This is a genomic window from Pseudomonas sp. B37(2017) (genome assembly GCF_002112885.1).
Lineage (GTDB): Bacteria > Pseudomonadota > Gammaproteobacteria > Pseudomonadales > Pseudomonadaceae > Aquipseudomonas > Aquipseudomonas paraglycinae.
On the sequence record NZ_NEIX01000003.1, the window covers coordinates 1 to 21,615 of the forward strand.

A 21,615-nucleotide genomic window follows, 5' to 3' on the forward strand; every position below is an offset into this window, starting at 1 on the left:
AAAGGACTCAGGCAAGAAACACAGTCCTCGCCACTTGAGCAAAAAAGGTGACGGGGAATTACGGCGTCTTGCACACAATGCAGCTATGGCAGCTTGTCGATCCCCTGTTTGGAAACCGTTCTATGAATCCTATCTGGCAAGAGGTCTGGCCAGAACCCAGGCCTTGGTCATCCTCGCCCGCAAGCTTTGCCGGGTGGCATTCGCCCTCATGAAAAACCAGAGCGAATACCAACCGAATCTAAGATTGCAGGGTTCCCCTGCAACATAGAATCTTCCCACATTTGATCTACGTTGTTCTCTGATCCTCAGCTTGTCAGTTTGCCCCTTCAACGCCACACTAGCGCACATGAAAAACGTCAGCCCCAGCTACCTCAAGCATCACTTCCTGATCGCCATGCCACACATGGCCGACCCGAACTTTGCCCACACCTTGACCTACATCGTCGAGCACACGGCCAATGGCGCCATGGGGCTGGTGGTCAACCGACCGCAAGAGCTGAATCTGGCCGACATCCTCGAACAATTGCGCCCGGACATCGATCCGCCAGCGCTGTGCCAGCATGTGCCGATCTTCATCGGCGGCCCGGTGCAGACAGATCGCGGTTTTGTCCTGCACCCGGCGGGCAAGACGTTCCAGGCCACCGTTGAGCTGGAGGGCGATCTGGCCCTGTCCACCTCGCAGGATGTGCTGTTCGCCATCGCCGACGGCGTGGGCCCGGCCAAAAGCGTCATCACCCTCGGTTATGCCGGTTGGGAAGCCGGTCAGCTGGAGGCCGAACTGGCCGACAACGCCTGGCTGACCTGCCCGTACGACGCCGACATCCTGTTCAACACCAGCAGTGAACTGCGCCTGGAAGCGGCGGCCAAGCACCTGGGGATCAACCTCAGCCTGCTGACCAGCCAGGCAGGACACGCCTGATGGCCCTGCGCCTGATCCTCGGCTTCGACTACGGCACCAAACAGATCGGCGTGGCGGTCGGCCAGGTGATTACCGGCCAGGCCCGCGAACTGTGCACCTTGAAGGCGCAGAACGGTGTGCCGGACTGGAATCAGGTCGAAGCCCTGATAAAGGAATGGAAACCCGACGCCGTGGTGGTCGGCCTGCCGCTGAACATGGACGGCACGCCCAGCGAGATGTGCGCCCGCGCCGAGAAATTCGCCCGACGCCTCAATGGCCGCTTCAACCTGCCTTTCTATACCCACGACGAACGCCTGACGACCTTCGAAGCCAAGGGCGAGCGACTGGTGCGCGGCGGACAGAAAGGCAGCTACCGCGACAACCCGGTGGACGCCATCGCCGCCGCCCTGCTGCTGCAAGGCTGGCTCGACGAAAACACCGCACTATTTGAATCCTGACAAGCGCTACGGCGCTTTTCTTTTGGTTACAACCCGAGCCACGGTTCGCGAGAACCGGCTCGACCCCAAGAAGGAGCAACCATGAGCCTGCCCAATCCCGCCGATCTGATCAGCCAGATGGCGACCCGCCTCAAGGCGCACCTTGCCCAGCGTGACATCAGCGAACCGCGTTACATCGGCATCCGCACCGGCGGCGTCTGGGTCGCCCAGGCCCTGCTCGCAGAGCTGGGCAGCGACGCGCCATTGGGCACGCTGGATGTTTCCTTCTACCGCGACGATTTCAGCCAGAACGGCCTGCACCCGCAAGTGCGCCCGTCCGCCCTGCCCTTCGAAATCGAAGGCCAGCATCTGGTGCTGATCGACGACGTACTGATGAGTGGCCGGACCATCCGCGCTGCCATGAACGAACTGTTCGACTACGGCCGCCCGGCCAGCGTGACGCTGGTCTGCCTGCTGGACCTGGACGCCGGCGAACTGCCGATCCGCCCGAACGTGGTTGGCGCGACCCTGTCGCTGGCCGCACACGAGCGGGTCAAGCTGTCCGGGCCGGAGCTGGCCCTCGAACTGCAAGACCTTGCCCTTTAATCCGCCCTATTGAGAGTCCCCCTCGCGATGACGCCTCTAGATACCAAGCGCCCGCTGCAGCTCAATGATCAGGGCCAGCTGCGCCACTTCCTCTCGCTCGACGGCCTGCGCCGCGAGTTGTTGACGGAAATCCTCGACACCGCCGACTCGTTCCTCGAAGTCGGTGCCCGGGCCGTGAAGAAGGTCCCGTTGCTGCGCGGCAAGACCGTGTGCAACGTGTTCTTCGAAAACTCGACCCGCACCCGCACCACCTTCGAACTGGCGGCCCAGCGGTTGTCGGCGGACGTGATCACCCTGAACGTGTCGACCTCGTCGGCCAGCAAGGGCGAAACCCTGCTCGACACCCTGCGCAACCTGGAAGCCATGGCCGCCGACATGTTCGTCGTGCGCCACGGTGACTCGGGCGCTGCGCACTTCATCGCCGAACATGTCTGCCCGCAAGTGGCGATCATCAACGGCGGCGACGGCCGGCACGCCCACCCGACCCAGGGCATGCTCGACATGCTGACCATCCGCCGCCACAAGGGCGGTTTCGAGAACCTCTCGGTAGCCATCGTCGGCGACATCCTGCACTCGCGGGTGGCGCGCTCGAACATGCTCGCCCTGAAGACCCTCGGTTGCCCGGACATCCGCGTGATCGCACCGAAGACCCTGCTGCCGATCGGCATCGAGCAGTACGGCGTGAAGGTCTACACCGACATGACCGAAGGCCTGAAAGACGTCGACGTGGTGATCATGCTGCGCCTGCAGCGTGAGCGCATGACCGGCGGCCTGCTGCCGAGCGAAGGCGAGTTCTACCGCCTGTTCGGCCTGACCACCGCGCGCCTGGCCGGCGCCAAGCCCGACTGCATCGTCATGCACCCGGGGCCAATCAACCGCGGCGTGGAGATCGAGTCGGCGGTGGCCGACGGCCCGCACTCGGTGATCCTCAATCAAGTCACCTACGGCATCGCGATCCGTATGGCCGTGCTGTCCATGGCCATGAGCGGACAAACAGCGCAGCGTCAATTCGAGCAGGAGAACGCCCAGTGAAGCTCAGCATTCTCGGCGCCCGCGTCATCGATCCAAGCAGCGGCCTGGATCAAATCACCGATATTCACGTTGAAGCCTGCAAGATCGTCGCCCTCGGCGCTGCACCGGCCGGTTTCACCGCCGTCGAAACCATCGACGCCACAGGCCTCGTGGCCGCTCCGGGGCTGGTCGATCTGAACGTCGCCCTGCGCGAGCCGGGCTACAGCCGCAAAGGCACCATTGCCAGCGAAACCCGCGCCGCAGCGGCCGGTGGCGTGACCAGCCTGTGCTGCCCGCCGAAAACCAGACCGGTGCTCGACACCTCCGCTGTGGCCGAACTGATCCTCGACCGCGCCCGCGAGGCCGGCAACACCAAGGTGTTCCCGATCGGCGCGCTGAGCAAAGGTCTGGATGGCGAACAACTGGCCGAGCTGGTCGCCCTGCGCGACGCCGGTTGTGTGGCGTTCGGCAACGGCCTCGAAAGCTTCCGCAACACCCGCACCCTGTGCCGGGCGCTGGATTACGCGGCGACCTTCGACCTGACGGTGATTTTCAATTCGCAGGATCACGACCTGGCCGACGGTGGACTGGCCCACGAAGGCGCCACCGCCAGCTTCCTCGGCCTGCCGGGCATTCCGGAAACCGCTGAAACCGTGGCCCTGGCCCGGGATCTGCTGCTGGTCGAGCAGACCGGCGTGCGTGCGCACTTCAGCCAGCTGACCAGCGCTCGCGGCGTGGCCCTGATCGCGCAGGCCCAGGCCCGTGGCTTGAAAGTCACGGCGGATGTCGCCCTGTATCAGCTGATCCTGACGGACGAAGCGCTGATCGACTTCAGCAGCCTGTATCACGTGCAACCGCCGCTACGCACCCGCGCCGACCGCGATGGTCTGCGCGAGGCGGTGAAGTCCGGCGTTGTCTCGGCGATTTCCAGCCATCACCAGCCCCATGAGCGCGATGCCAAACTGGCACCGTTCGGCGCGACCGAGCCGGGCATCAGCAGCGTCGAGCTGTTGCTGCCGCTGGCGATGACGCTAGTCGAGGATGGTCTGCTGGATCTGCCGACCCTGCTGGCGCGCCTGAGCGCCGGCCCGGCCGAGGCCCTGCGCCTGCCGGCAGGCAAACTTGCTGTCGGCGGCGCGGCGGATATCGTGCTGTTCGATCCGAAGGCCTCGACCGTGGCCGGCGAAACCTGGCTGTCGAAGGGCGAGAACTGCCCGTTCCTAGGCCATAGCCTGCCGGGTGTGGTTCGCTATACCTTGGTCGATGGTCGGATCAGCCACCAGGCTTGATACCGAGTTGCCCCCAATCGCGAGCAAGCTCGCTCCCACAAGGTCACCACGAACCCTGTGGGAGCGAGCTTGCTCGAGAAGCTTTATTGGAAGGCGCCGCGCCCTTCGGCATTACGCACCGACACCTGATCGTTCAGTGTCCAGAAGTCATACAGCACCCCCAAAAAGAACAACCCGCCGGTCAGCAGATACACCACCCCGCTGATCCACTTGCCCTGATACATCCGGTGCACGCCGAGCGCGCCGAGGAAGGTCAGGAGAATCCATGCCACGTTGTACTCGATCGGGCCCGCCGCGAATCGCAGGTCGGCTTCGCGATCCATCGCCGGGATCAGGAACACGTCGATCAGCCAGCCGATCCCCAGCAACCCGAAGGTGAAAAACCAGATCGTGCCGGTCACCGGTTTGCCGTAATAGAAGCGGTGAGAGCCTGTGAAACCGAAAATCCACAACAGGTAGCCGATCACCTTGCTATGGGTGTCTTTTTCCTTCACACGGGGCAGCTGATAGCCGTTCATTAAGACCTCGATACACGCGATAGATAAATATTCTTTAATTCTTTGTGACTTTTTTACAGGTAGCCGACGTATGGCAAATGCTACCGTGTCTCCCGTCAAAGCCTTATAGCACCGGACTTCTGTCCGACAATTGCGTCTTTTTGCCGCTTATTTGGTTCCGTTGGCACCCGATTGAATCGACCAACGGCCTCGGAAGTGACAAAAAAGCTGTTATAAAGTTGCGCGCTAACACACCAAGAGCCCTGCCTAATGCGTCCATTTTTCAAGACATGGCTAACCATTTGCCTATTAATGCCACTGGCCGCCCACGCCACCAATCGTGAGCAACGTCTTCCAAACGTTAACGGTTTCACCCCTAAATCCCATGCCTCTGCTCCTTCGAACAAAGGCAAACAGGTCAAACACACCACGCTGAGCAGCAACGGCCGCAGCAAGCTGGTGCCACCGATGGCGACCAAGGAAAGCAGCAACGTCCTGAGTCGCGCGGTAAACGTCCTCGGTACACCCTACCGTTGGGGCGGCAGCAGCCCGAGTAAAGGCTTCGACTGCAGCGGTCTGGTGAAATACGCGTTCAACGACGCCACGTTCGACCTGCCACGCACCTCGAACGCCATGGCCAGCGGTCACGGCGAGAAAGTCGAACGCAAGGACCTGAAGCCTGGCGACCTGATTTTCTTCAACATCAAGAGCCGTCGGGTCAATCACGTTGCCATCTACCTGGGCAACGACCGTTTCATTCATGCGCCACGGCGCGGCAAGTCGGTGAGCATCGACACACTGAACAAGCCGTACTGGGAAAAGCACTACGTGGTGGCCAAGCGCGTATTGCCGAAAGAACAGGGGCAGATGCGCGTCGTTCAGCGCTGAAGCCAGCTCGTCCGCACGCTCTGCGTCCGCTTTGGGACGCAGAGCGTCCCGGGCTGCATTCCCACGCAGAGCGTGGGAACGATCAGAACAAAAATCGCAGCCCACGGGCTGCGATTTTTTTTGCCTAGAAGTTATCCGGCGTACGCGCCTTTTCCCGCGCATGCTCGCGGCTGATCAAGCCTTTGGTCACCAGATCCTTCAGGCACATGTCGAGTGTCTGCATCCCCAGCGACCCGCCGGTCTGTATCGCCGAATACATCTGCGCCACCTTGTCCTCGCGGATCAGGTTACGAATCGCCGACGTCCCCAGCATGATCTCGTGCGCCGCCACCCGGCCGCCGCCGATCTTCTTGATCAGCGTCTGCGACACCACCGCCAGCAACGACTCCGAGAGCATCGAGCGCACCATGGATTTTTCGTCCCCGGGGAACACGTCCACCACCCGGTCGATGGTCTTGGCTGCCGACGTGGTGTGCAAGGTGCCGAACACCAGGTGCCCGGTCTCGGCCGCGGTCAGCGCCAGGCGAATGGTTTCCAGATCGCGCATCTCGCCCACCAGGATCACGTCCGGGTCTTCGCGCAGCGCTGAACGCAACGCGGTGGCGAAACTGCGGGTATCGCGGTGGACTTCGCGCTGATTGATCAGGCATTTGCGCGATTCGTGGACGAATTCGATCGGATCTTCGATGGTCAGGATGTGGTGATGGCGATGGGTGTTGAGGTAATCGATCATTGCCGCCAGGGTCGTGGACTTGCCGGAACCGGTCGGTCCGGTCACCAGCACCAGTCCGCGTGGCGCATCGGTGATCTTGCGAAAGACGTCGCCCATGGCGAGGTCTTCCATGCTCAGCACTTTCGACGGGATGGTCCGGAACACTGCGCCAGCGCCACGGTTCTGGTTGAAGGCATTGACCCGAAAGCGCGCCACGCCGGGGACTTCGAAGGAAAAGTCGGTTTCCAGATGTTTCTCGAAGTCCACCCGCTGGGTGTCGTTCATGATGTCGTAGATCAGTTCGTGCACCTGCTTGTGATCCAGCGCCGGCAGATTGATCCGCCGTACGTCGCCATCCACGCGGATCATCGGCGGCAGACCGGCCGACAGGTGCAGGTCGGAAGCGCCCTGTTTGGCGCTGAAGGCCAGCAGTTCAGTGATATCCATAGCGTCCCTCAATTCCAGTAGAATGCCGCGAACCTTCAGACCGCTGGCGCCTCTTGATGTCCACGATAGCAGACAACATTCTCCAGGTTAGTTCGCGCATCCAGGCAGCGACCCAAGCTGCCAATCGCAGCGAAGACAGCGTCCAGCTGCTGGCCGTGAGCAAGACCAAACCGGCACAAGCCCTGCGCGAAGCGTACGCCGCCGGCCTGCGCGACTTCGGCGAGAACTACCTGCAAGAGGCCTTGGGCAAACAGCTCGAGCTGGCCGACCTGCCCTTGATCTGGCACTTCATCGGCCCCATTCAGTCGAACAAGACCCGCTCGATTGCCGAGCATTTCGCCTGGGTGCACTCCGTGGATCGTCTGAAAATCGCCCAACGCCTGTCCGAGCAACGCCCGGCGGATCTGCCGCCACTGAACATCTGCATTCAGGTCAACGTCAGCGGTGAGGCCAGCAAGTCCGGCTGCACGCCGCAAGACCTGCCGGCGCTGGCCCAGGCCATCAGCGTCCTGCCACGCCTGAAGCTGCGCGGGTTGATGGCGATTCCCGAACCGACTGAAGATCGCGCCGAGCAGGATGCTGCATTCGCCGCCGTTCAGAAGTTGCAGGCCAGCCTCGATCTGCCGCTCGACACACTTTCCATGGGCATGAGCCACGACCTCGAGTCGGCCATTGCCCAGGGCGCGACCTGGGTCCGTATCGGTACGGCCCTGTTCGGCGCCCGCGACTATTCCCAATCTTGAACATTTCCAGATAAGGACCTGACATGAGCAACACACGTATTGCCTTTATCGGTGCCGGCAACATGGCCGCCAGCCTGATCGGCGGCCTGCGGGCCAAGGGTCTGGAAGCTGCACGGATTCGCGCCAGCGATCCGGGCGAAGAAACCCGCAACCGGGTCAGCGCCGAACACGGCATCGAAACCTTCGCCGACAACACCCAGGCCATCGACGGTGCCGACGTTGTCGTGCTGGCAGTCAAGCCACAGGCCATGAAAGCCGTGTGCGAAGCGATTCGCCCGAGCCTGAAACCGAATCAACTGGTGGTCTCCATCGCCGCCGGCATCACCTGCGCCAGCATGACCGCATGGCTCGGCGAGCAGCCGATCGTGCGCTGCATGCCGAACACCCCGGCGCTGCTGCGTCAGGGCGTGAGCGGTTTGTACGCCACCGGCGCAGTGAGTGCCGAACAACGCCAGCAGGCTGAAGAGCTGCTGTCCGCCGTGGGCATCGCCCTGTGGCTGAACGAAGAGCAGCAACTGGACGCGGTCACCGCCGTCTCCGGTTCCGGCCCGGCGTACTTCTTCCTGCTGATCGAAGCCATGACCGCCGCCGGCGTCAAACTCGGCCTGCCGAAAGAAATCGCCGAGCAACTGACTTTGCAGACCGCGCTGGGCGCCGCGCACATGGCGGTGTCCAGCGACGTCGACGCTGCCGAACTGCGCCGCCGCGTGACCTCGCCGGCCGGCACCACGGAAGCCGCGATCAAATCGTTCCAGGCCGGCGGCTTCGAAGCCCTGGTGGAAAAAGCACTCGGCGCCGCCGCGCACCGCTCGGCCGAAATGGCCGAACAACTGGGCAAATAAGGAGCCTTACATGATTGGATTGAACACCGCAGCGGTCTACGTGCTGCAAACCCTCGGCAGCCTGTACCTGCTGATCGTGCTGCTGCGCTTCGTCCTGCAACTGGTGCGGGCGAACTTCTACAACCCGCTGTGCCAGTTCGTGGTCAAGGCCACTCAGCCGCTGCTCAAGCCACTGCGCCGGATCATCCCGAGCATGTTCGGCCTCGACATGTCGTCGCTGGTGCTGGCGATTCTCGTGCAACTGGCGCTGATGGCGCTGACCCTGCTGCTGACCTACGGCACCACCGGCAACCCGCTGCAACTGCTGATCTGGTCGCTGATCGGCGTGACGGCACTGTTCCTGAAGATTTTCTTCTGGGCCATGATCATCAGCATCATCCTGTCCTGGGTCGCACCGGGCAGCCACAATCCGGGCGCCGAGCTGGTGAACCAGATCTGTGAACCGGCCCTGGCGCCGTTCCGCCGCATTCTGCCGAACCTCGGCGGTCTCGACCTGTCGCCGATCTTCGCCTTCCTCGTGCTGAAGCTGATCGACATGCTGGTGATCAACAACCTCGCGGCGATGACGATGATGCCGGAAATCCTGCGCCTGCTGATGTGAGCTGGTTTCGCTGGGACGGTGACGACCTGATTCTGGAATGTCACCTGCAACCGGCCGCCCGCAGCGATGATTTCTGCGGGCTCCACGGCGATCGCCTGAAGATCCGCCTGACCGCCCCGCCGGTCGAGGGCAAGGCCAATGCCTATCTGATGGGATTTCTGGCCAAGACTTTTGGGGTTTCCAAGAGCCAGGTCAGTTTGCTCAGCGGTGAGTTGAACCGGCAGAAGCGGGTGAAGATTTGCTCGCCGAAGAAATTGCCGGATTTGCCCGGACTAGTCCGCTGATCGTTCCCACGTCGAGGCGTCGAACCGTCCGCGTGGGAACGCATCCCGGGACGCTCCGCGTCCCCCGCCGAAGCGGACGCGGAGCGTCCAATGAGGTATTCCCACGCAGAGCGTGGGAACGAGCGCAAATCAGGCCTGATGGTTGCTTGCCGCTAACCCCACCGGTCTTTAGACTTACGCCTCATTTCAACGAGAGCAGGGTCGATGCCAGCTGCCTTTCCCCCCGATTCTGTTGGTCTGGTGACGCCGCAAACGGCGCACTTCAGCGAACCGCTGGCCCTGGCCTGCGGCCGTTCGCTGGCCGATTATGACCTGATCTACGAAACCTACGGCACGCTGAACGCGCAAGCGAGCAACGCCGTGCTGATCTGCCACGCCCTGTCCGGCCACCACCACGCTGCGGGTTACCACAGCGTCGACGACCGCAAGCCCGGTTGGTGGGACAGCTGCATCGGCCCCGGCAAACCGATCGACACCAACAAGTTCTTCGTGGTCAGCCTGAACAACCTCGGCGGCTGCAACGGTTCCACCGGCCCGAGCAGCCTCAACCCGGAAACCGGCAAGCCGTTCGGCGCCGACTTCCCGGTGCTGACCGTGGAAGACTGGGTGCACAGCCAGGCACGCTTGGCCGACCTGCTCGGCATCAGCCAGTGGGCCGCGGTGATCGGCGGCAGCCTGGGCGGCATGCAGGCGCTGCAATGGACCATCACGTACCCGGATCGCGTTCGCCACTGCCTGGCCATCGCCTCGGCCCCGAAGCTGTCGGCGCAGAACATCGCCTTCAACGAAGTGGCGCGCCAGGCGATCCTCACCGACCCGGAATTCCACGGCGGCTCGTTCCAGGAACAGGGCGTGATCCCCAAACGCGGCCTGATGCTGGCGCGGATGGTCGGACACATCACTTACCTGTCCGACGACTCCATGGGCGAGAAATTCGGCCGTGGCCTGAAGAGCGAAAAGCTCAACTACGACTTCCACAGCGTCGAGTTCCAGGTCGAAAGCTACCTGCGCTATCAGGGCGAAGAGTTCTCCGGTCGCTTCGATGCCAACACCTATCTGTTGATGACCAAAGCGTTGGACTACTTCGATCCGGCGGCGAACTTCAACGATAACCTGGCGAAAACCTTCGAAGGTGCGAAAGCCAAATTCTGCGTGATGTCGTTCACCACCGACTGGCGCTTCTCCCCGGCCCGCTCGCGGGAACTGGTGGACGCGTTGATGGCCGCACGCAAGGACGTCAGCTACCTGGAAATCGACGCGCCGCAAGGCCACGACGCCTTCCTGATTCCGATCCCGCGTTACTTGCAGGCGTTCGGCAATTACATGAACCGCATTACGTTGTGAGAAAGCCATGAGAGCTGATCTGGAAATCATCCAGGAATGGATCCCCGCCGGCAGCCGCGTGCTCGACCTCGGCTGCGGTGACGGCGAGTTGCTGACCTGGCTGCGCGACCACAAGCAGGTCACCGGCTACGGTCTGGAAAACGACGCCGACAACATCGCGCAGTGTGTGGCAAAGGGCGTCAACGTCATCGAGCAGGATCTGGACAAAGGCCTGGGCAACTTCGCCAGCAACAGCTTCGACATCGTGGTGATGACCCAGGCCCTGCAAGCCGTGCATTACCCGGACAAGATCCTCGACGAAATGCTGCGGGTCGGACGCCAGTGCATCATCACGTTCCCGAATTTCGGTCACTGGCGCTGCCGCTGGTACCTGGCGAGCAAGGGCCGGATGCCGGTGTCGGAATTCCTGCCGTACACCTGGTACAACACGCCGAACATTCACTTCTGCACCTTCGAAGACTTTGAAGAACTTTGTCGCGAACGTGAGGCGAAGGTCATTGATCGGCTTGCCGTGGATCAACAGCACCGCCACGGGTGGGCCAGTAAGCTATGGCCTAATCTGTTAGGTGAGATCGGTATCTACCGCGTCAGCAGCCCGGGGCTTGCGGATCACAGAATCGCGGTCTGAACCACGACATTGCGAGGAGAACGAACATGGGACGCTTGATTACCGCGCTATTGGCCGCCTGCCTGAGCCTGTCGGCCGTGGCCGCCGATGCCATCAAGGGCGAACGCAAGGAAGTGTTCGGTGATGTCACCGTGCATTACAACACCTTCAACTCGACCTTCCTGACGCCGGACATCGCCAAGGCTGCCGAGCTGATCCGCAGCAAGAACCAGGGCGTGATCAATGTCTCGGTGATCAAGGACGGCAAACCGCTGATCGCCCAGGTCACCGGCACCGTCAAAGACCTGACCAGCCAGAGCGTGCCGCTGACTTTCCGCCAGATCACCGAACAGGGCGCGATCTACTACATCGCCCAATACCCGGTGGAGCAGCAGGAAACCCGCACCTTTGAAATCAAGGTGCAGACCGGCGACAAAATCAACACCATCAATTTCAACCAAGAGCTTTTCCCTGGCCAATGATCAATCTCAAGCAACTCGTACTGGCCAGCCATAACGCCGGCAAACTCAAGGAACTCCAGGCCATGCTCGGCGATTCGGTGCAACTGCGCTCAATCGGCGAATTCAGCAGCGTGGAGCCGGAAGAAACCGGTCTGTCGTTCGTCGAGAACGCGATCCTCAAGGCGCGCAATGCCGCTCGCATCTCCGGGCTGCCGGCGCTGGCCGACGATTCGGGTCTGGCGGTGGACTTCCTCAACGGTGCGCCGGGCATCTACTCGGCGCGCTACGCCGACGGCAAGGGCGACGCGGCGAACAACGCCAAGCTGCTCGATGCCTTGAAGGATGTGCCTGAAGCCGAGCGTGGCGCGCAGTTCGTCTGCGTGCTGGCGCTGGTGCGTCACGCCGACGATCCGCTGCCGATCCTCTGCGAAGGTCTGTGGCACGGGCGCATCCTGACCGCTGCCAGCGGTGAGCACGGTTTCGGTTACGACCCGCTGTTCTGGGTGCCGGAGCGTAACGTGTCCAGCGCCGAACTGAGCCCGAGCGACAAGAACCAGATCAGCCACCGCGCCCGTGCAATGGATCTGCTGCGCCAGCGTCTGGGCTTGAAATGACCGATAGCTCCTCCGCGTCGTCGCTGATTATCGGCGGCGCCGCCTCCTCGCCTCGGGCGCCGTTGCCGACGCTGCCGCCCTTGGCGCTGTACATCCACATCCCGTGGTGTGTGCGCAAATGCCCCTATTGCGACTTCAACTCCCACACCGCCAGCCCGGTGTTGCCGGAGCAGGAATACGTCGACGCGATGCTGGCCGACCTCGATCAGGATCTGCACGCGGTGTATGGCCGTGAATTGAGTTCGATCTTCTTTGGCGGCGGCACCCCGAGCCTGTTCAGTGCCGAAGCCCTGGGCCGCTTGCTGGAAGGCGTGAAACAGCGCATTCCGTTTGCCGACGACATCGAAATCACCCTGGAAGCCAACCCCGGGACCTTCGAGCAAGAGAAGTTCGTCGCCTACCGCAAACTGGGGATCAATCGCCTGTCGATCGGCATCCAGAGTTTCCAGCAGGAAAAGCTCAAGGCCCTCGGCCGCATCCACAATGGCGACGAAGCGGTACGCGCCGCCGGCATGGCGCGCCAGGCCGGGTTCGATAACTTCAACCTCGACTTGATGCACGGCTTGCCAGACCAGTCGCTGGACGATGCCCTTAGCGACCTGCGCCAGGCGATCGAGCTGAAGCCGACGCACATTTCCTGGTATCAGCTGACGCTGGAGCCGAACACCGTGTTCTGGAACCAGCCGCCAGTGCTGCCGGAAGACGACACGCTGTGGGACATTCAAGAGGCCGGACAGGCGCTGCTGGCCGACCACGGTTACGCGCAGTACGAAGTTTCGGCCTATGCCCAACCGGGTCGCCCGGCGCGGCATAACTTGAATTACTGGAGCTTCGGCGACTTCATTGGCATCGGCGCCGGCGCCCACGGCAAGCTCAGCCATCCGGACGGGCGCATCGTGCGCACCTGGAAGACGCGCCTGCCGAAGGACTACCTCAACCCGGCCAAAAGCTTCCAGGCCGGCGAGAAAGCCCTGACCAACGACGAGATGCCGTTCGAGTTCCTGATGAACGCCCTGCGCCTGACCGCCGGCGTCGAATCGCGCCTGTACCCGGAGCGCACCGGCCTGCCGCTGGAGAGCCTCGACGAACACCGGCGAGAGGCCGAACAAAGCGGCCTGTTGCAGGTCGAACCGTCACGTCTGGCGGCCACCGAGCGCGGACAACTGTTCCTCAACGACTTGCTGCAGAAATTTCTGAGCTGACCGCTCTTAAGGAAACCGCATGGATTTGATACTCGACCTGCTCGCCACCGTGTCCCGCTGGAGCCGCAGCAACCTCTCGGAAATCGCGCTGGCCCTGGTGGGCTGCCTGCTGGTGCTGTTCGGCGCTGACTTCAAGGCCTGGGTCGAGCAACGCCTGGGCAGCATCGCCGGCGCCCTGCGCGTCCCACTGATGGCCCTGCTGTGCCTGATCGGCAGCGGCGCAGCGCTGATCTACGCGACGCCGTGGGTGGTGAAGGGGCTGAGCCAGTTCAACAACTACAGCCTGGCGCCGGTGTTGTTGGTGGTGCTGGTGTTGATTGGCGTGGTCGCGGATCGCCGCTGAATCTCACGTGCTCGTTCCCACGCTCTGCGTGGGAATGCAGCCCGGGACGCTCTGCGTCCCCCGAAGCGGACGCGGAGCGTCCATTGAGGCATTCCCACGCAGAGCGTGGGAACGATCACTGCGCAGTACTTACGACTGTTTTTCGAACTTCAGATCCCACACGCCATGCCCAAGACGTTCGCCGCGGCGTTCGAACTTGGTGATCGGGCGTTCGGCCGGGCGCGGTACGCACTTGCCGTCTTCGGCGAGGTTGCGATAGCCCGGAGCGACGTTCATCACTTCCAGCATGTATTCGGCGTACGGCTCCCAATCGGTGGCCATGTGCAGAATGCCGCCGACTTTCAGCTTGCTGCGCACCAGTTCAGCGAAGGACGCCTGAACGATGCGGCGCTTGTGGTGACGGCTCTTGTGCCACGGATCCGGGAAGAACAGCATCAGGCGATCGAGGCTGTTGTCGGCGATGCAGCGGTTGAGCACTTCGATCGCGTCGCAATCGTAGACCCGCAGGTTGGTCAGGCCCTGAGTCAGCACGCCGTTGAGCAGCGCGCCGACACCCGGACGGTGAACCTCGACACCGATGAAATCCTGTTCCGGCGCAGCAGCTGCCATTTCCAGCAGCGAGTGGCCCATGCCGAAACCGATTTCCAGCGAACGCGGCGCGGAACGGCCGAACACCTGGTCGTAATCCACCGGCGCATCGGCCAGCGGCAGGACGAACTTCGGCGCGCCCTGATCCAGGCCGCGCTGCTGGCCTTCGGTCATGCGCCCGGCGCGCATCACGAAACTCTTGATGCGGCGGTGTTGGCGCTCGTCGCCTTCTTCCGTCTGGATTGGCGTGTCGTTCGATTCAGTCATCAATAGCTCTTACTTGATCAGACCATCCAGCGGCGAAGAGGCGCTGGCATAGAGTTTTTTCGGCATGCGGCCGGCGAGGTAGGCCAGGCGGCCCGCGACGATCGCGTGTTTCATGGCTTCGGCCATCATGATCGGCTGCTGGGCGTGGGCGATGGCCGAGTTCATCAGCACCGCGTCACAGCCCAGTTCCATCGAGATGGTGGCGTCGGAAGCGGTGCCAACACCGGCATCCACCAGCACCGGGATCTTGGCTTCTTCGAGGATGATCTGCAGGTTGTACGGGTTGCAGATCCCCAGGCCCGAACCGATCAGGCCGGCCAGCGGCATGACCGCGATGCAGCCGATTTCCGCCAGTTGCCGGGCGATGATCGGGTCATCGCTGGTGTAAACCATCACGTCGAAGCCTTCCTTGACCAGCACTTCGGCGGCCTTGAGGGTTTCGATCACGTTGGGGAACAGGGTTTTCTGGTCGGCCAGCACTTCCAGCTTCACCAGGTTGTGGCCGTCGAGCAGCTCACGAGCCAGACGGCAGGTGCGCACGGCTTCGACGGCGTCGTAGCAGCCGGCGGTGTTCGGCAGGAAGGTGTAGCGATCCGGCGACAGCACTTCGAGCAGGTTCGGCTCGCCTTCGATCTGGCCCAGGTTGGTGCGGCGCACGGCGAAGGTGACGATCTCGGCACCCGAGGCTTCGATGGCCAGACGGGTTTCTTCCATGTCACGGTACTTGCCGGTACCGACCAGCAAACGCGACTGGTAAGTACGACCGGCCAGAACGAAAGGCTTGTCGCTACGAACGATGCTCATGGGGAATCCTCTGTTGGGGTGAGGGTCTTGCAGAATTCTCGGCCCATGCAGGCCTGGCGATCAGCCGCCGCCGATGGCATGCACCACTTCGACGTTGTCGCCGTCGTTCAAAGTGGTGTCGGCATGCTGGCTGCGCGGGACGATATCCAGATTGAGTTCGACCGCGACGCGGCGTCCGGTCAGATCCAGACGGGTCAGCAGGGCCGCAACGGTTTCACCGTCGGGCAGTTCAAAGGATTCACCGTTCAACTGAATGCGCATGCGCAACGCCGCCATCACTTTTTAGGGGGTGGCATTCTAGCCCGATCATGACCTAAAGGTCAGCACCAAGCGTCAAGCGGTTGGCTGCAGGCGCCAGGCGGCGAGTCCGAGGCAAAGCCAGCCGATCAGGAACGCCAGGCCGCCGAACGGGGTGATGATGCCGAGCTTGCCGATGCCGAGGGTGGTCAGCAGGTACAGGCTGCCGGAAAACAGCAGGATGCCGACGCTGAACGAGATGCCGGCCCAGGCGACCAGCCGCCCCTGAAGCTGCGTGGCCAGCAGTGCCACGCCGAACAGCGCCAGCGCGTGCACCAACTGATAGGTGACTCCGGTGTGAAAGATTGCCAGGTACTCGGGGGTCAGACGATTTTTCAGGCCATGGGCGGCGAATGCGCCGAGGCCGACACCAGTGAAACCAAAGAAGGCAGCCAGCATCAGAAAGCTACGCAGCATGTAGAACTCCAGTCAGACTCGATCGGCAGGGTCTGTATAATGGCCCGCTCAACCGGTTCGGCCAAGCCATCTCTATGCTGCGTTTATTTCTCCGTCGTTTCACGAAGGCCCTGCTCTGGTTCGCGGGCGGCAGCGTATTGCTGGTGTTGGTGTTTCGCTTTGTGCCGCCACCGGGCACGGCGCTGATGGTCGAGCGCAAGGTCGAATCCTGGGTCGACGGCGAGCCGATCGATCTGCAACGCACGTGGAAGCCGTGGGACGAGATCTCCGATGACCTGAAGGTCGCGGTGATTGCCGGCGAAGACCAGAAATTCCCAGAGCACTGGGGTTTTGACCTGAGTGCGATCAAGGCCGCACTGGCCCACAACGAACTCGGCGGCTCGATTCGCGGCGCCAGCACCCTGAGTCAGCAAGTGTCGAAGAACCTGTTTTTGTGGTCCGGCCGCAGTTATCTGCGCAAAGGCCTGGAAGCGTGGTTCACCGCGCTGATCGAAGTGTTCTGGCCCAAGCAGCGGATTCTCGAGGTGTACCTGAACAGCGTCGAGTGGGATGACGGCGTGTTCGGCGCCGAAGCGGCGGCAAGGCATCACTTTGGCGTAGGCGCCAGGTCATTGTCCCGGCAGCAGGCGAGTTATCTGGCGGCGGTGCTGCCGAATCCCCGGGTCTGGAGCGCCAGTCATCCGACAGCCTATGTGTCGCGTCGGGCCGGCTGGATTCGTCAGCAGATGAGCCAACTGGGTGGCGACAGCTATTTGCTGACACTCAATGATTCGCGCCGCGCGCCCTGGGCCCAATGAATTTCTGACAGGCAAACAAAAACGCCCCGATCATCACTGATCGGGGCGTTTTTTATTGTCGGATTACCGGTTACGCGGCAATCGACAACTTGAGCTTGTTCATCGCGCTCTTCTCGAGCTGACGGATCCGCTCGGCCGACACGTTGTACTTCTGCGCCAGGTCGTGCAGCGTGGCTTTCTCTTCTGCCAGCCAGCGCTGGTAGAGGATGTCGCGGCTGCGTTCGTCCAGCACTTCCAGCGCTTCGTGCAGGTTGTGATTGGAGTTGTCGCTCCAGTCGGCATCTTCCAGTTGACGCGCCGGGTCGTACCGGTGGTCTTCCAGGTAGTTGGCCGGCGACTGGAAAGCACTGTCGTCGTCCGCTTCCGCAGCCGGGTCGAAGGCCATGTCATGGCCGGTCAGGCGACTTTCCATCTCACGCACTTCACGCGGCTCGACGCCGAGGCTCTCCGCCACACGGTGGACTTCCTCGTTGTTCAGCCAGGCCAGACGTTTCTTCTGGCTGCGCAGGTTGAAGAACAGCTTGCGCTGGGCCTTGGTGGTCGCGACTTTCACGATCCGCCAGTTGCGCAGGATGAACTCGTGAATCTCGGCCTTGATCCAGTGCACCGCGAAGGACACCAGACGCACGCCCATTTCCGGGTTGAAACGCTTCACGGCTTTCATCAGACCGACGTTACCTTCCTGGATCAGGTCAGCCTGAGCCAGACCGTAGCCGGAATAGCTACGGGCGATGTGTACGACAAACCGCAGGTGGGCGAGCACCATCTGCCGAGCCGCCCCCAAATCCTGCTCATAGTAGAGACTCTCGGCCAGTTCACGCTCCTGCTCCGGCGTCAGCAATGGAATGCTGTTGACGGTGTGTACATAGGCTTCCAGGTTTGCGCCCGGAACCAATGCATACGCAGGTTGCAAAGAATTGGTCATACGAAAAAACCTCCGACTTACATACTCGCGCCTTTCGGCACTGCGAAAAATTGACCGGGAACTCAAGTACAAGTTCCCTAAAAACCGTAAGGTCAATCACGCGCAAAAAAAGATTCTACTTCGGCGCCAGCTCCCTGAGATGACGTGCGACTGCAATCCATGCACCGATATAACCCAACAGCACCGCGCCAAGCAAGAGCGACAGACCGTCGGCAACTGGCACCCCGGCCAGTGCGAAATCACTGCCGTACAAGCCGGCCAGCCCGACCACCGCGTCGTTCAGCCAGTTCAGGCCGAACGCCAATACACCCCAGGACAGCAGCCCCGCACCGAAGCCATACAACGCACCCATATAGAGGAAGGGACGACGCACATAGCTGTCGGTGCCGCCGACGAGTTTAATCACTTCTATCTCGGTGCGGCGGTTTTCAATATGAAGACGAATGGTATTGCCTATCACCAAAAGTAATGCAGAAACCAGCAACACCGTCAGACCGAACACGAAACGGTCACCGAGCTTGAGGATGGCGGCCAGACGCTCGACCCAGACTAGATCAAGTTGCGCCTGCTGTACCTTGGGCAGCTCGGAAAGTTTTTGTCTTAATGCTTCCAGGGTCGACTTGTCGACCTCGTTCGGCGTCACCAGCACCACGCCAGGCAGCGGGTTTTCCGGCAGCTCGCGCAGGGCTTCGCCCAATCCGGACTGCTGCTGGAACTCTTCCAGCGCCTGATCGCGGCCGACATATTCAGCATCAGCTACGCCCGGCATGCCCTTGATCTGATCACGCAACGCTTCGCCCTGAGCCGGACTCGCCTCGAGTTCCAGGTACAGCGAAATCTGCGCCGCGCGCTGCCACGAGCCGCCCAGACGCTCGACGTTGCTCAGCAGCAACGAAAGGCCCATCGGCAGACTCAGCGCAACCGCCATCACCATGCAGGTGAAGAAGCTGCCGATCGGCTGCTTGCCGAGACGGCGCAGGCTGTCGATCCAGCTGGCGCGATGGCTTTCGATCCAGGCACGGAACAACGTGGCAAAGTCCGGACCGTCGTCATCGTCGTGCTTTTTCTTCTTTGGCGGTTGCGGATCGGCGGCCTTCGGGGCCACGCGCTCGGAAACCTTCGGACTGCGTGTTGCACTCATACACCGGCCTCCCCGTCGCCGATCAATCGGCCGCGTTGCAGGGTCAGCATGCGATGGCGCATGCGCGCAATCAGCGCCAGGTCGTGACTGGCGATCAGCACGCTGGTGCCCAGACGGTTGATGTCTTCGAACACGCCCATGATCTCGGCCGCCAGACGTGGGTCGAGGTTACCGGTCGGTTCGTCCGCCAGCAGCAGGGCCGGACGGTGAACGATGGCGCGGGCAATACCGACGCGCTGTTGCTGACCGGTGGACAGATCGCCCGGATACAGCTCTGCCTTGTCCGACAGCGCCACGCGCTCCAGCGCCGAATCGACGCGCTTGGCGATCTCGACCTTGGACAGCCCGAGAATCTGCAATGGCAGTGCGACGTTGTTGAACACCGTGCGATCGAACAGCAGTTGATGGTTCTGGAACACCACGCCGATCTGCCGACGCAGGAACGGAATCTGCGCATTGCTGATGGTGCTCAGGTCCTGCCCGGCCAGCAGCAGCTTGCCGCTGGTCGGACGTTCCATCGCCAGCAACAGGCGCAACAACGTGGATTTACCGGCACCGGAGTGGCCGGTGACAAACAGGAACTCGCCGCGACGGACTCGAAAGCTCAGCTCATGCAAGCCGACGTGACCGTTCGGGTAGCGCTTACCGACCTGTTCGAAACGAATCATGAACGCTCCCGCTCGGCAAACAGTGCCTGGACAAAGGGTTCGGCTTCAAAGGTACGCAGATCGTCGATGCCTTCACCGACGCCGATGTAGCGGATCGGCAGGCCGAACTGCTTGGCCAGGGCGAAAATCACCCCGCCCTTGGCGGTGCCGTCGAGCTTGGTCAGCGCCAGGCCGGTCAGTTCGACGGTCTGGTTGAATTGCTTGGCCTGATTGATGGCGTTCTGGCCGGTGCCGGCGTCGAGCACCAGCAGCACTTCGTGCGGCGCATCGGCGTCGAGCTTGCCGATCACCCGGCGAACCTTTTTCAGTTCTTCCATCAGGTTGTCTTTGGTGTGCAGGCGACCGGCAGTGTCGGCGATCAGCACGTCGATGCCACGAGCCTTGGCGGCCTGCACGGCGTCGAAGATCACCGAAGCCGAGTCCGCGCCCGTGTGCTGGGCAATCACCGGAATCTTGTTGCGCTCGCCCCAGACCTGTAGCTGCTCGACAGCCGCGGCACGGAAGGTGTCACCGGCGGCCAGCATGACTTTCTTGCCTTCCAGCTGCAGTTTCTTCGCCAGTTTGCCGATGGTGGTGGTCTTGCCGGCGCCGTTGACGCCGACCACCAGAATCACGAATGGCTTGTTCTGGGAAGCGATCTTCAGCGGCTGCTCGACCGGTTTGAGCATTGCGGCCAGCTCGGCCTGCAGGGATTTGTACAGGGCGTCGGAATCGGCCAGCTCTTTACGTGCGACCTTCTGGGTCAGGCGCTGGATGATCACCGAAGTCGCCTCGACGCCGACGTCGGCAGTCAGCAGGCGGGTTTCGAGATCGTCGAGCAGATCGTCATCGATGGCTTTCTTGCCGAGGAACAGGCTGGCCATGCCCTCGCCGATGCTGGCGCTGGTCTTGGACAGGCCTTGCTTGAGACGGGCAAAGAAGCCGGCCTTGGTTTCTTCGGTGCGCGGGGCCTCGACCGGGGTTTCAACCTGGATTTCCACAGGAGCGACTGGCGCGGCTGGCGCTACGGCGACCGGTGCAGGTGCAGGTGCAGGTGCAGGTGCAGGTGCAGGTGCAGGTGCAGGTGCAGGTGCAGGTGCAGGTTCGGGCACTTCAACAATTGGGGCAACCGGGGCAACAACCACAGGCTCTGGAATGACCGGAGCAGCTTCCACCACCGGCGCCTGAACAGGCTCAGCAGCGAACGCAACCGGCGCAGGAATCGGCGGCGTAACATGCGGCGCAGTCTCTTCAACCAGCGCCACCGGTTCTTCCGCCACTGGCAAGGTCAGCCACGGCTCACTGGCCGGGGTCAGCGGCAATTCAGCGGCAGCCGGCGCTTCTGGCTCGGCCTCGGCCACCGGTTGCAGCACCGGCTCGGCGATCGGCAGCACAACCGGCGCCGGCGCTTCTTCTATTACGGGAGCGGGCGCAGGGGCTGGCTCAGGAATGGCAGTCGGCTGTTCGACGACGGGTTCCTGCGGTTTCTTGCGCAGCCATCCGAACAGGCTTTTCTTCTCGCCAGCCGCAGCTGGGGTCTTCTTGTCGTCGTTGGAACCAAACATGGAGGACGGCTATCTCACGGTAGCGACGCGCCACAGGGGCGCCCCGGCAAATAAATATTCGATGCAGAACAGACTGTGTTTCACCCAGCTTGTTCACGCGCAACATTTTGTCGAGGCACCAACGGCACCTCAAAGGAATCGTTTTAATGAAGGACTGGCCGGAAAAATCGGCGAAAAAGCGAAGTTTAGCTGATAAACCAAAGCCTTCTGCCGCAAACCCTTACAACCTGATCAGGTTTCAAAACCGGATAGGCGTGGTCGCCGGTAAAACGGATCAGTATCCTAGCACCCTCTCGCCCGCCGACGCTAAGACCAAGCGGGCAGCCCAACAGGTTTAAAAA

The 21,615-nt window shown here is 62.0% G+C and carries 29 protein-coding genes; 19 read left to right on the forward strand and 10 right to left on the reverse strand.

What is annotated here, in order from left to right:
- The 6 genes from CAF90_RS09190 to CAF90_RS09215 form a co-directional block, all read left to right on the forward strand.
- Positions 1-268: transposase (locus tag CAF90_RS09190; RefSeq protein WP_139834477.1), on the forward strand; the 268-nt coding region annotated here is incomplete at its 5' end.
- A 78-nt stretch (positions 269-346) separates the two neighbouring features.
- Positions 347-919, forward strand: coding sequence for a YqgE/AlgH family protein (locus tag CAF90_RS09195; RefSeq protein ID WP_039767938.1), 573 nt, complete (start codon positions 347-349; stop codon positions 917-919).
- On the forward strand, positions 919-1,356 hold the full coding sequence (gene ruvX / locus CAF90_RS09200; RefSeq protein WP_007953334.1) for a Holliday junction resolvase RuvX: 438 nt from the start codon (positions 919-921) through the stop codon (positions 1,354-1,356). The genes CAF90_RS09195 and ruvX overlap by 1 nt, the downstream gene beginning before the upstream one ends.
- A gap of 81 nt (positions 1,357-1,437) precedes the next feature.
- Complete coding sequence (gene pyrR, locus CAF90_RS09205) at positions 1,438-1,941, forward strand: bifunctional pyr operon transcriptional regulator/uracil phosphoribosyltransferase PyrR (RefSeq protein WP_007953335.1); 504 nt, start codon at positions 1,438-1,440, stop codon at positions 1,939-1,941.
- Positions 1,942-1,968: 27 nt separating this feature from the next.
- Positions 1,969-2,973, forward strand: a complete 1,005-nt coding sequence (locus CAF90_RS09210; protein ID WP_007913665.1) for an aspartate carbamoyltransferase catalytic subunit — start codon at positions 1,969-1,971, stop codon at positions 2,971-2,973.
- Complete coding sequence (locus CAF90_RS09215) at positions 2,970-4,241, forward strand: dihydroorotase (RefSeq protein WP_085605875.1); 1,272 nt, start codon at positions 2,970-2,972, stop codon at positions 4,239-4,241. The genes CAF90_RS09210 and CAF90_RS09215 overlap by 4 nt, the downstream gene beginning before the upstream one ends.
- Before the next feature lie 83 nt (positions 4,242-4,324).
- Here the strand turns inward: CAF90_RS09215 and CAF90_RS09220 are convergent, their stop codons facing one another.
- Positions 4,325-4,759: a TM2 domain-containing protein gene (locus tag CAF90_RS09220; protein ID WP_007953343.1), complete on the reverse strand. Its 435-nt coding sequence runs from the start codon at positions 4,757-4,759 to the stop codon at positions 4,325-4,327.
- Between the two features lie 249 nt (positions 4,760-5,008).
- Here CAF90_RS09220 and CAF90_RS09225 point away from each other — a divergent pair, with 249 nt between their 5' ends.
- Positions 5,009-5,626 carry a C40 family peptidase gene (locus CAF90_RS09225; protein ID WP_007953345.1) on the forward strand — a complete coding sequence of 206 codons (618 nt, stop codon included), beginning with the start codon at positions 5,009-5,011 and terminating at the stop codon, positions 5,624-5,626.
- A 124-nt stretch (positions 5,627-5,750) separates the two neighbouring features.
- On the opposite strand, the gene CAF90_RS09230 is transcribed toward CAF90_RS09225, so the two are convergent.
- Entirely contained in the window at positions 5,751-6,785 is a 1,035-nt protein-coding gene (locus CAF90_RS09230) for a type IV pilus twitching motility protein PilT (RefSeq protein WP_007953348.1), read from the reverse strand.
- 56 nt (positions 6,786-6,841) lie between these two features.
- Between CAF90_RS09230 and CAF90_RS09235 the strand changes: the two genes are divergently transcribed.
- From CAF90_RS09235 to CAF90_RS09280, 10 genes are all read left to right on the forward strand, one after another.
- A complete protein-coding gene (locus CAF90_RS09235; protein ID WP_085605877.1) occupies positions 6,842-7,528 on the forward strand; it encodes a YggS family pyridoxal phosphate-dependent enzyme in 687 nt (228 codons plus the stop codon).
- Positions 7,529-7,551: 23 nt separating this feature from the next.
- Positions 7,552-8,370: a pyrroline-5-carboxylate reductase gene (proC, locus tag CAF90_RS09240; protein ID WP_085605879.1), complete on the forward strand. Its 819-nt coding sequence runs from the start codon at positions 7,552-7,554 to the stop codon at positions 8,368-8,370.
- Positions 8,371-8,380: 10 nt separating this feature from the next.
- Positions 8,381-8,971 (forward strand): YggT family protein, encoded by a 591-nt coding sequence (locus tag CAF90_RS09245; protein WP_007953355.1) that lies wholly within the window; start codon positions 8,381-8,383, stop codon positions 8,969-8,971.
- Positions 8,968-9,255 (forward strand): DUF167 domain-containing protein, encoded by a 288-nt coding sequence (locus tag CAF90_RS09250; protein ID WP_085605881.1) that lies wholly within the window; start codon positions 8,968-8,970, stop codon positions 9,253-9,255. The genes CAF90_RS09245 and CAF90_RS09250 overlap by 4 nt, the downstream gene beginning before the upstream one ends.
- A gap of 204 nt (positions 9,256-9,459) precedes the next feature.
- Positions 9,460-10,599, forward strand: a complete 1,140-nt coding sequence (locus CAF90_RS09255) for a homoserine O-acetyltransferase (RefSeq protein ID WP_085605883.1) — start codon at positions 9,460-9,462, stop codon at positions 10,597-10,599.
- A gap of 7 nt (positions 10,600-10,606) precedes the next feature.
- Positions 10,607-11,227: a methionine biosynthesis protein MetW gene (metW, locus tag CAF90_RS09260; protein ID WP_007953362.1), complete on the forward strand. Its 621-nt coding sequence runs from the start codon at positions 10,607-10,609 to the stop codon at positions 11,225-11,227.
- 26 nt (positions 11,228-11,253) lie between these two features.
- On the forward strand, positions 11,254-11,688 hold the full coding sequence (locus tag CAF90_RS09265; protein ID WP_007953365.1) for a DUF4426 domain-containing protein: 435 nt from the start codon (positions 11,254-11,256) through the stop codon (positions 11,686-11,688).
- A complete protein-coding gene (gene rdgB, locus CAF90_RS09270; RefSeq protein ID WP_085605885.1) occupies positions 11,685-12,281 on the forward strand; it encodes an RdgB/HAM1 family non-canonical purine NTP pyrophosphatase in 597 nt (198 codons plus the stop codon). Before CAF90_RS09265 ends, rdgB begins: the two co-directional genes overlap by 4 nt.
- Entirely contained in the window at positions 12,278-13,483 is a 1,206-nt protein-coding gene (hemW, locus tag CAF90_RS09275) for a radical SAM family heme chaperone HemW (protein ID WP_085605887.1), read from the forward strand. The genes rdgB and hemW overlap by 4 nt, the downstream gene beginning before the upstream one ends.
- 19 nt (positions 13,484-13,502) lie before the next feature.
- Positions 13,503-13,826, forward strand: a complete 324-nt coding sequence (locus CAF90_RS09280; RefSeq protein WP_007953368.1) for a DUF3392 domain-containing protein — start codon at positions 13,503-13,505, stop codon at positions 13,824-13,826.
- Positions 13,827-13,955: 129 nt separating this feature from the next.
- Here CAF90_RS09280 and trmB read toward each other — a convergent pair whose 3' ends face one another.
- The 4 genes from trmB to CAF90_RS09300 form a co-directional block, all read right to left on the reverse strand.
- The gene (gene trmB, locus CAF90_RS09285) at positions 13,956-14,681 is read right to left on the reverse strand and encodes a tRNA (guanosine(46)-N7)-methyltransferase TrmB (protein ID WP_039767926.1); all 726 of its coding nucleotides are present in this window, start codon (positions 14,679-14,681) and stop codon (positions 13,956-13,958) included.
- Between the two features lie 9 nt (positions 14,682-14,690).
- Positions 14,691-15,485, reverse strand: coding sequence for a thiazole synthase (locus CAF90_RS09290; protein WP_007953385.1), 795 nt, complete (start codon positions 15,483-15,485; stop codon positions 14,691-14,693).
- A 60-nt stretch (positions 15,486-15,545) separates the two neighbouring features.
- Positions 15,546-15,746, reverse strand: a complete 201-nt coding sequence (thiS, locus tag CAF90_RS09295; protein WP_007953386.1) for a sulfur carrier protein ThiS — start codon at positions 15,744-15,746, stop codon at positions 15,546-15,548.
- Positions 15,747-15,818: 72 nt separating this feature from the next.
- Positions 15,819-16,199, reverse strand: coding sequence for a DUF423 domain-containing protein (locus CAF90_RS09300; protein WP_085605889.1), 381 nt, complete (start codon positions 16,197-16,199; stop codon positions 15,819-15,821).
- A gap of 74 nt (positions 16,200-16,273) precedes the next feature.
- Between CAF90_RS09300 and mtgA the strand changes: the two genes are divergently transcribed.
- Complete coding sequence (gene mtgA / locus CAF90_RS09305; protein ID WP_085605891.1) at positions 16,274-16,996, forward strand: monofunctional biosynthetic peptidoglycan transglycosylase; 723 nt, start codon at positions 16,274-16,276, stop codon at positions 16,994-16,996.
- Between the two features lie 70 nt (positions 16,997-17,066).
- Here mtgA and rpoH read toward each other — a convergent pair whose 3' ends face one another.
- From rpoH to ftsY, 4 genes are all read right to left on the reverse strand, one after another.
- A complete protein-coding gene (gene rpoH, locus CAF90_RS09310) occupies positions 17,067-17,921 on the reverse strand; it encodes an RNA polymerase sigma factor RpoH (protein WP_003229146.1) in 855 nt (284 codons plus the stop codon).
- 115 nt (positions 17,922-18,036) lie between these two features.
- Positions 18,037-19,062, reverse strand: coding sequence for a permease-like cell division protein FtsX (ftsX, locus tag CAF90_RS09315; RefSeq protein WP_007953395.1), 1,026 nt, complete (start codon positions 19,060-19,062; stop codon positions 18,037-18,039).
- Positions 19,059-19,730, reverse strand: coding sequence for a cell division ATP-binding protein FtsE (ftsE, locus tag CAF90_RS09320; RefSeq protein ID WP_007953396.1), 672 nt, complete (start codon positions 19,728-19,730; stop codon positions 19,059-19,061). The genes ftsX and ftsE overlap by 4 nt, the downstream gene beginning before the upstream one ends.
- On the reverse strand, positions 19,727-21,274 hold the full coding sequence (ftsY, locus tag CAF90_RS09325; protein WP_085605893.1) for a signal recognition particle-docking protein FtsY: 1,548 nt from the start codon (positions 21,272-21,274) through the stop codon (positions 19,727-19,729). The genes ftsE and ftsY overlap by 4 nt, the downstream gene beginning before the upstream one ends.
- Before the next feature lie 146 nt (positions 21,275-21,420).
- Here ftsY and CAF90_RS29550 point away from each other — a divergent pair, with 146 nt between their 5' ends.
- Positions 21,421-21,612, forward strand: a complete 192-nt coding sequence (locus CAF90_RS29550; protein ID WP_170929366.1) for a hypothetical protein — start codon at positions 21,421-21,423, stop codon at positions 21,610-21,612.
- Positions 21,613-21,615: the final 3 nt, after the last annotated feature.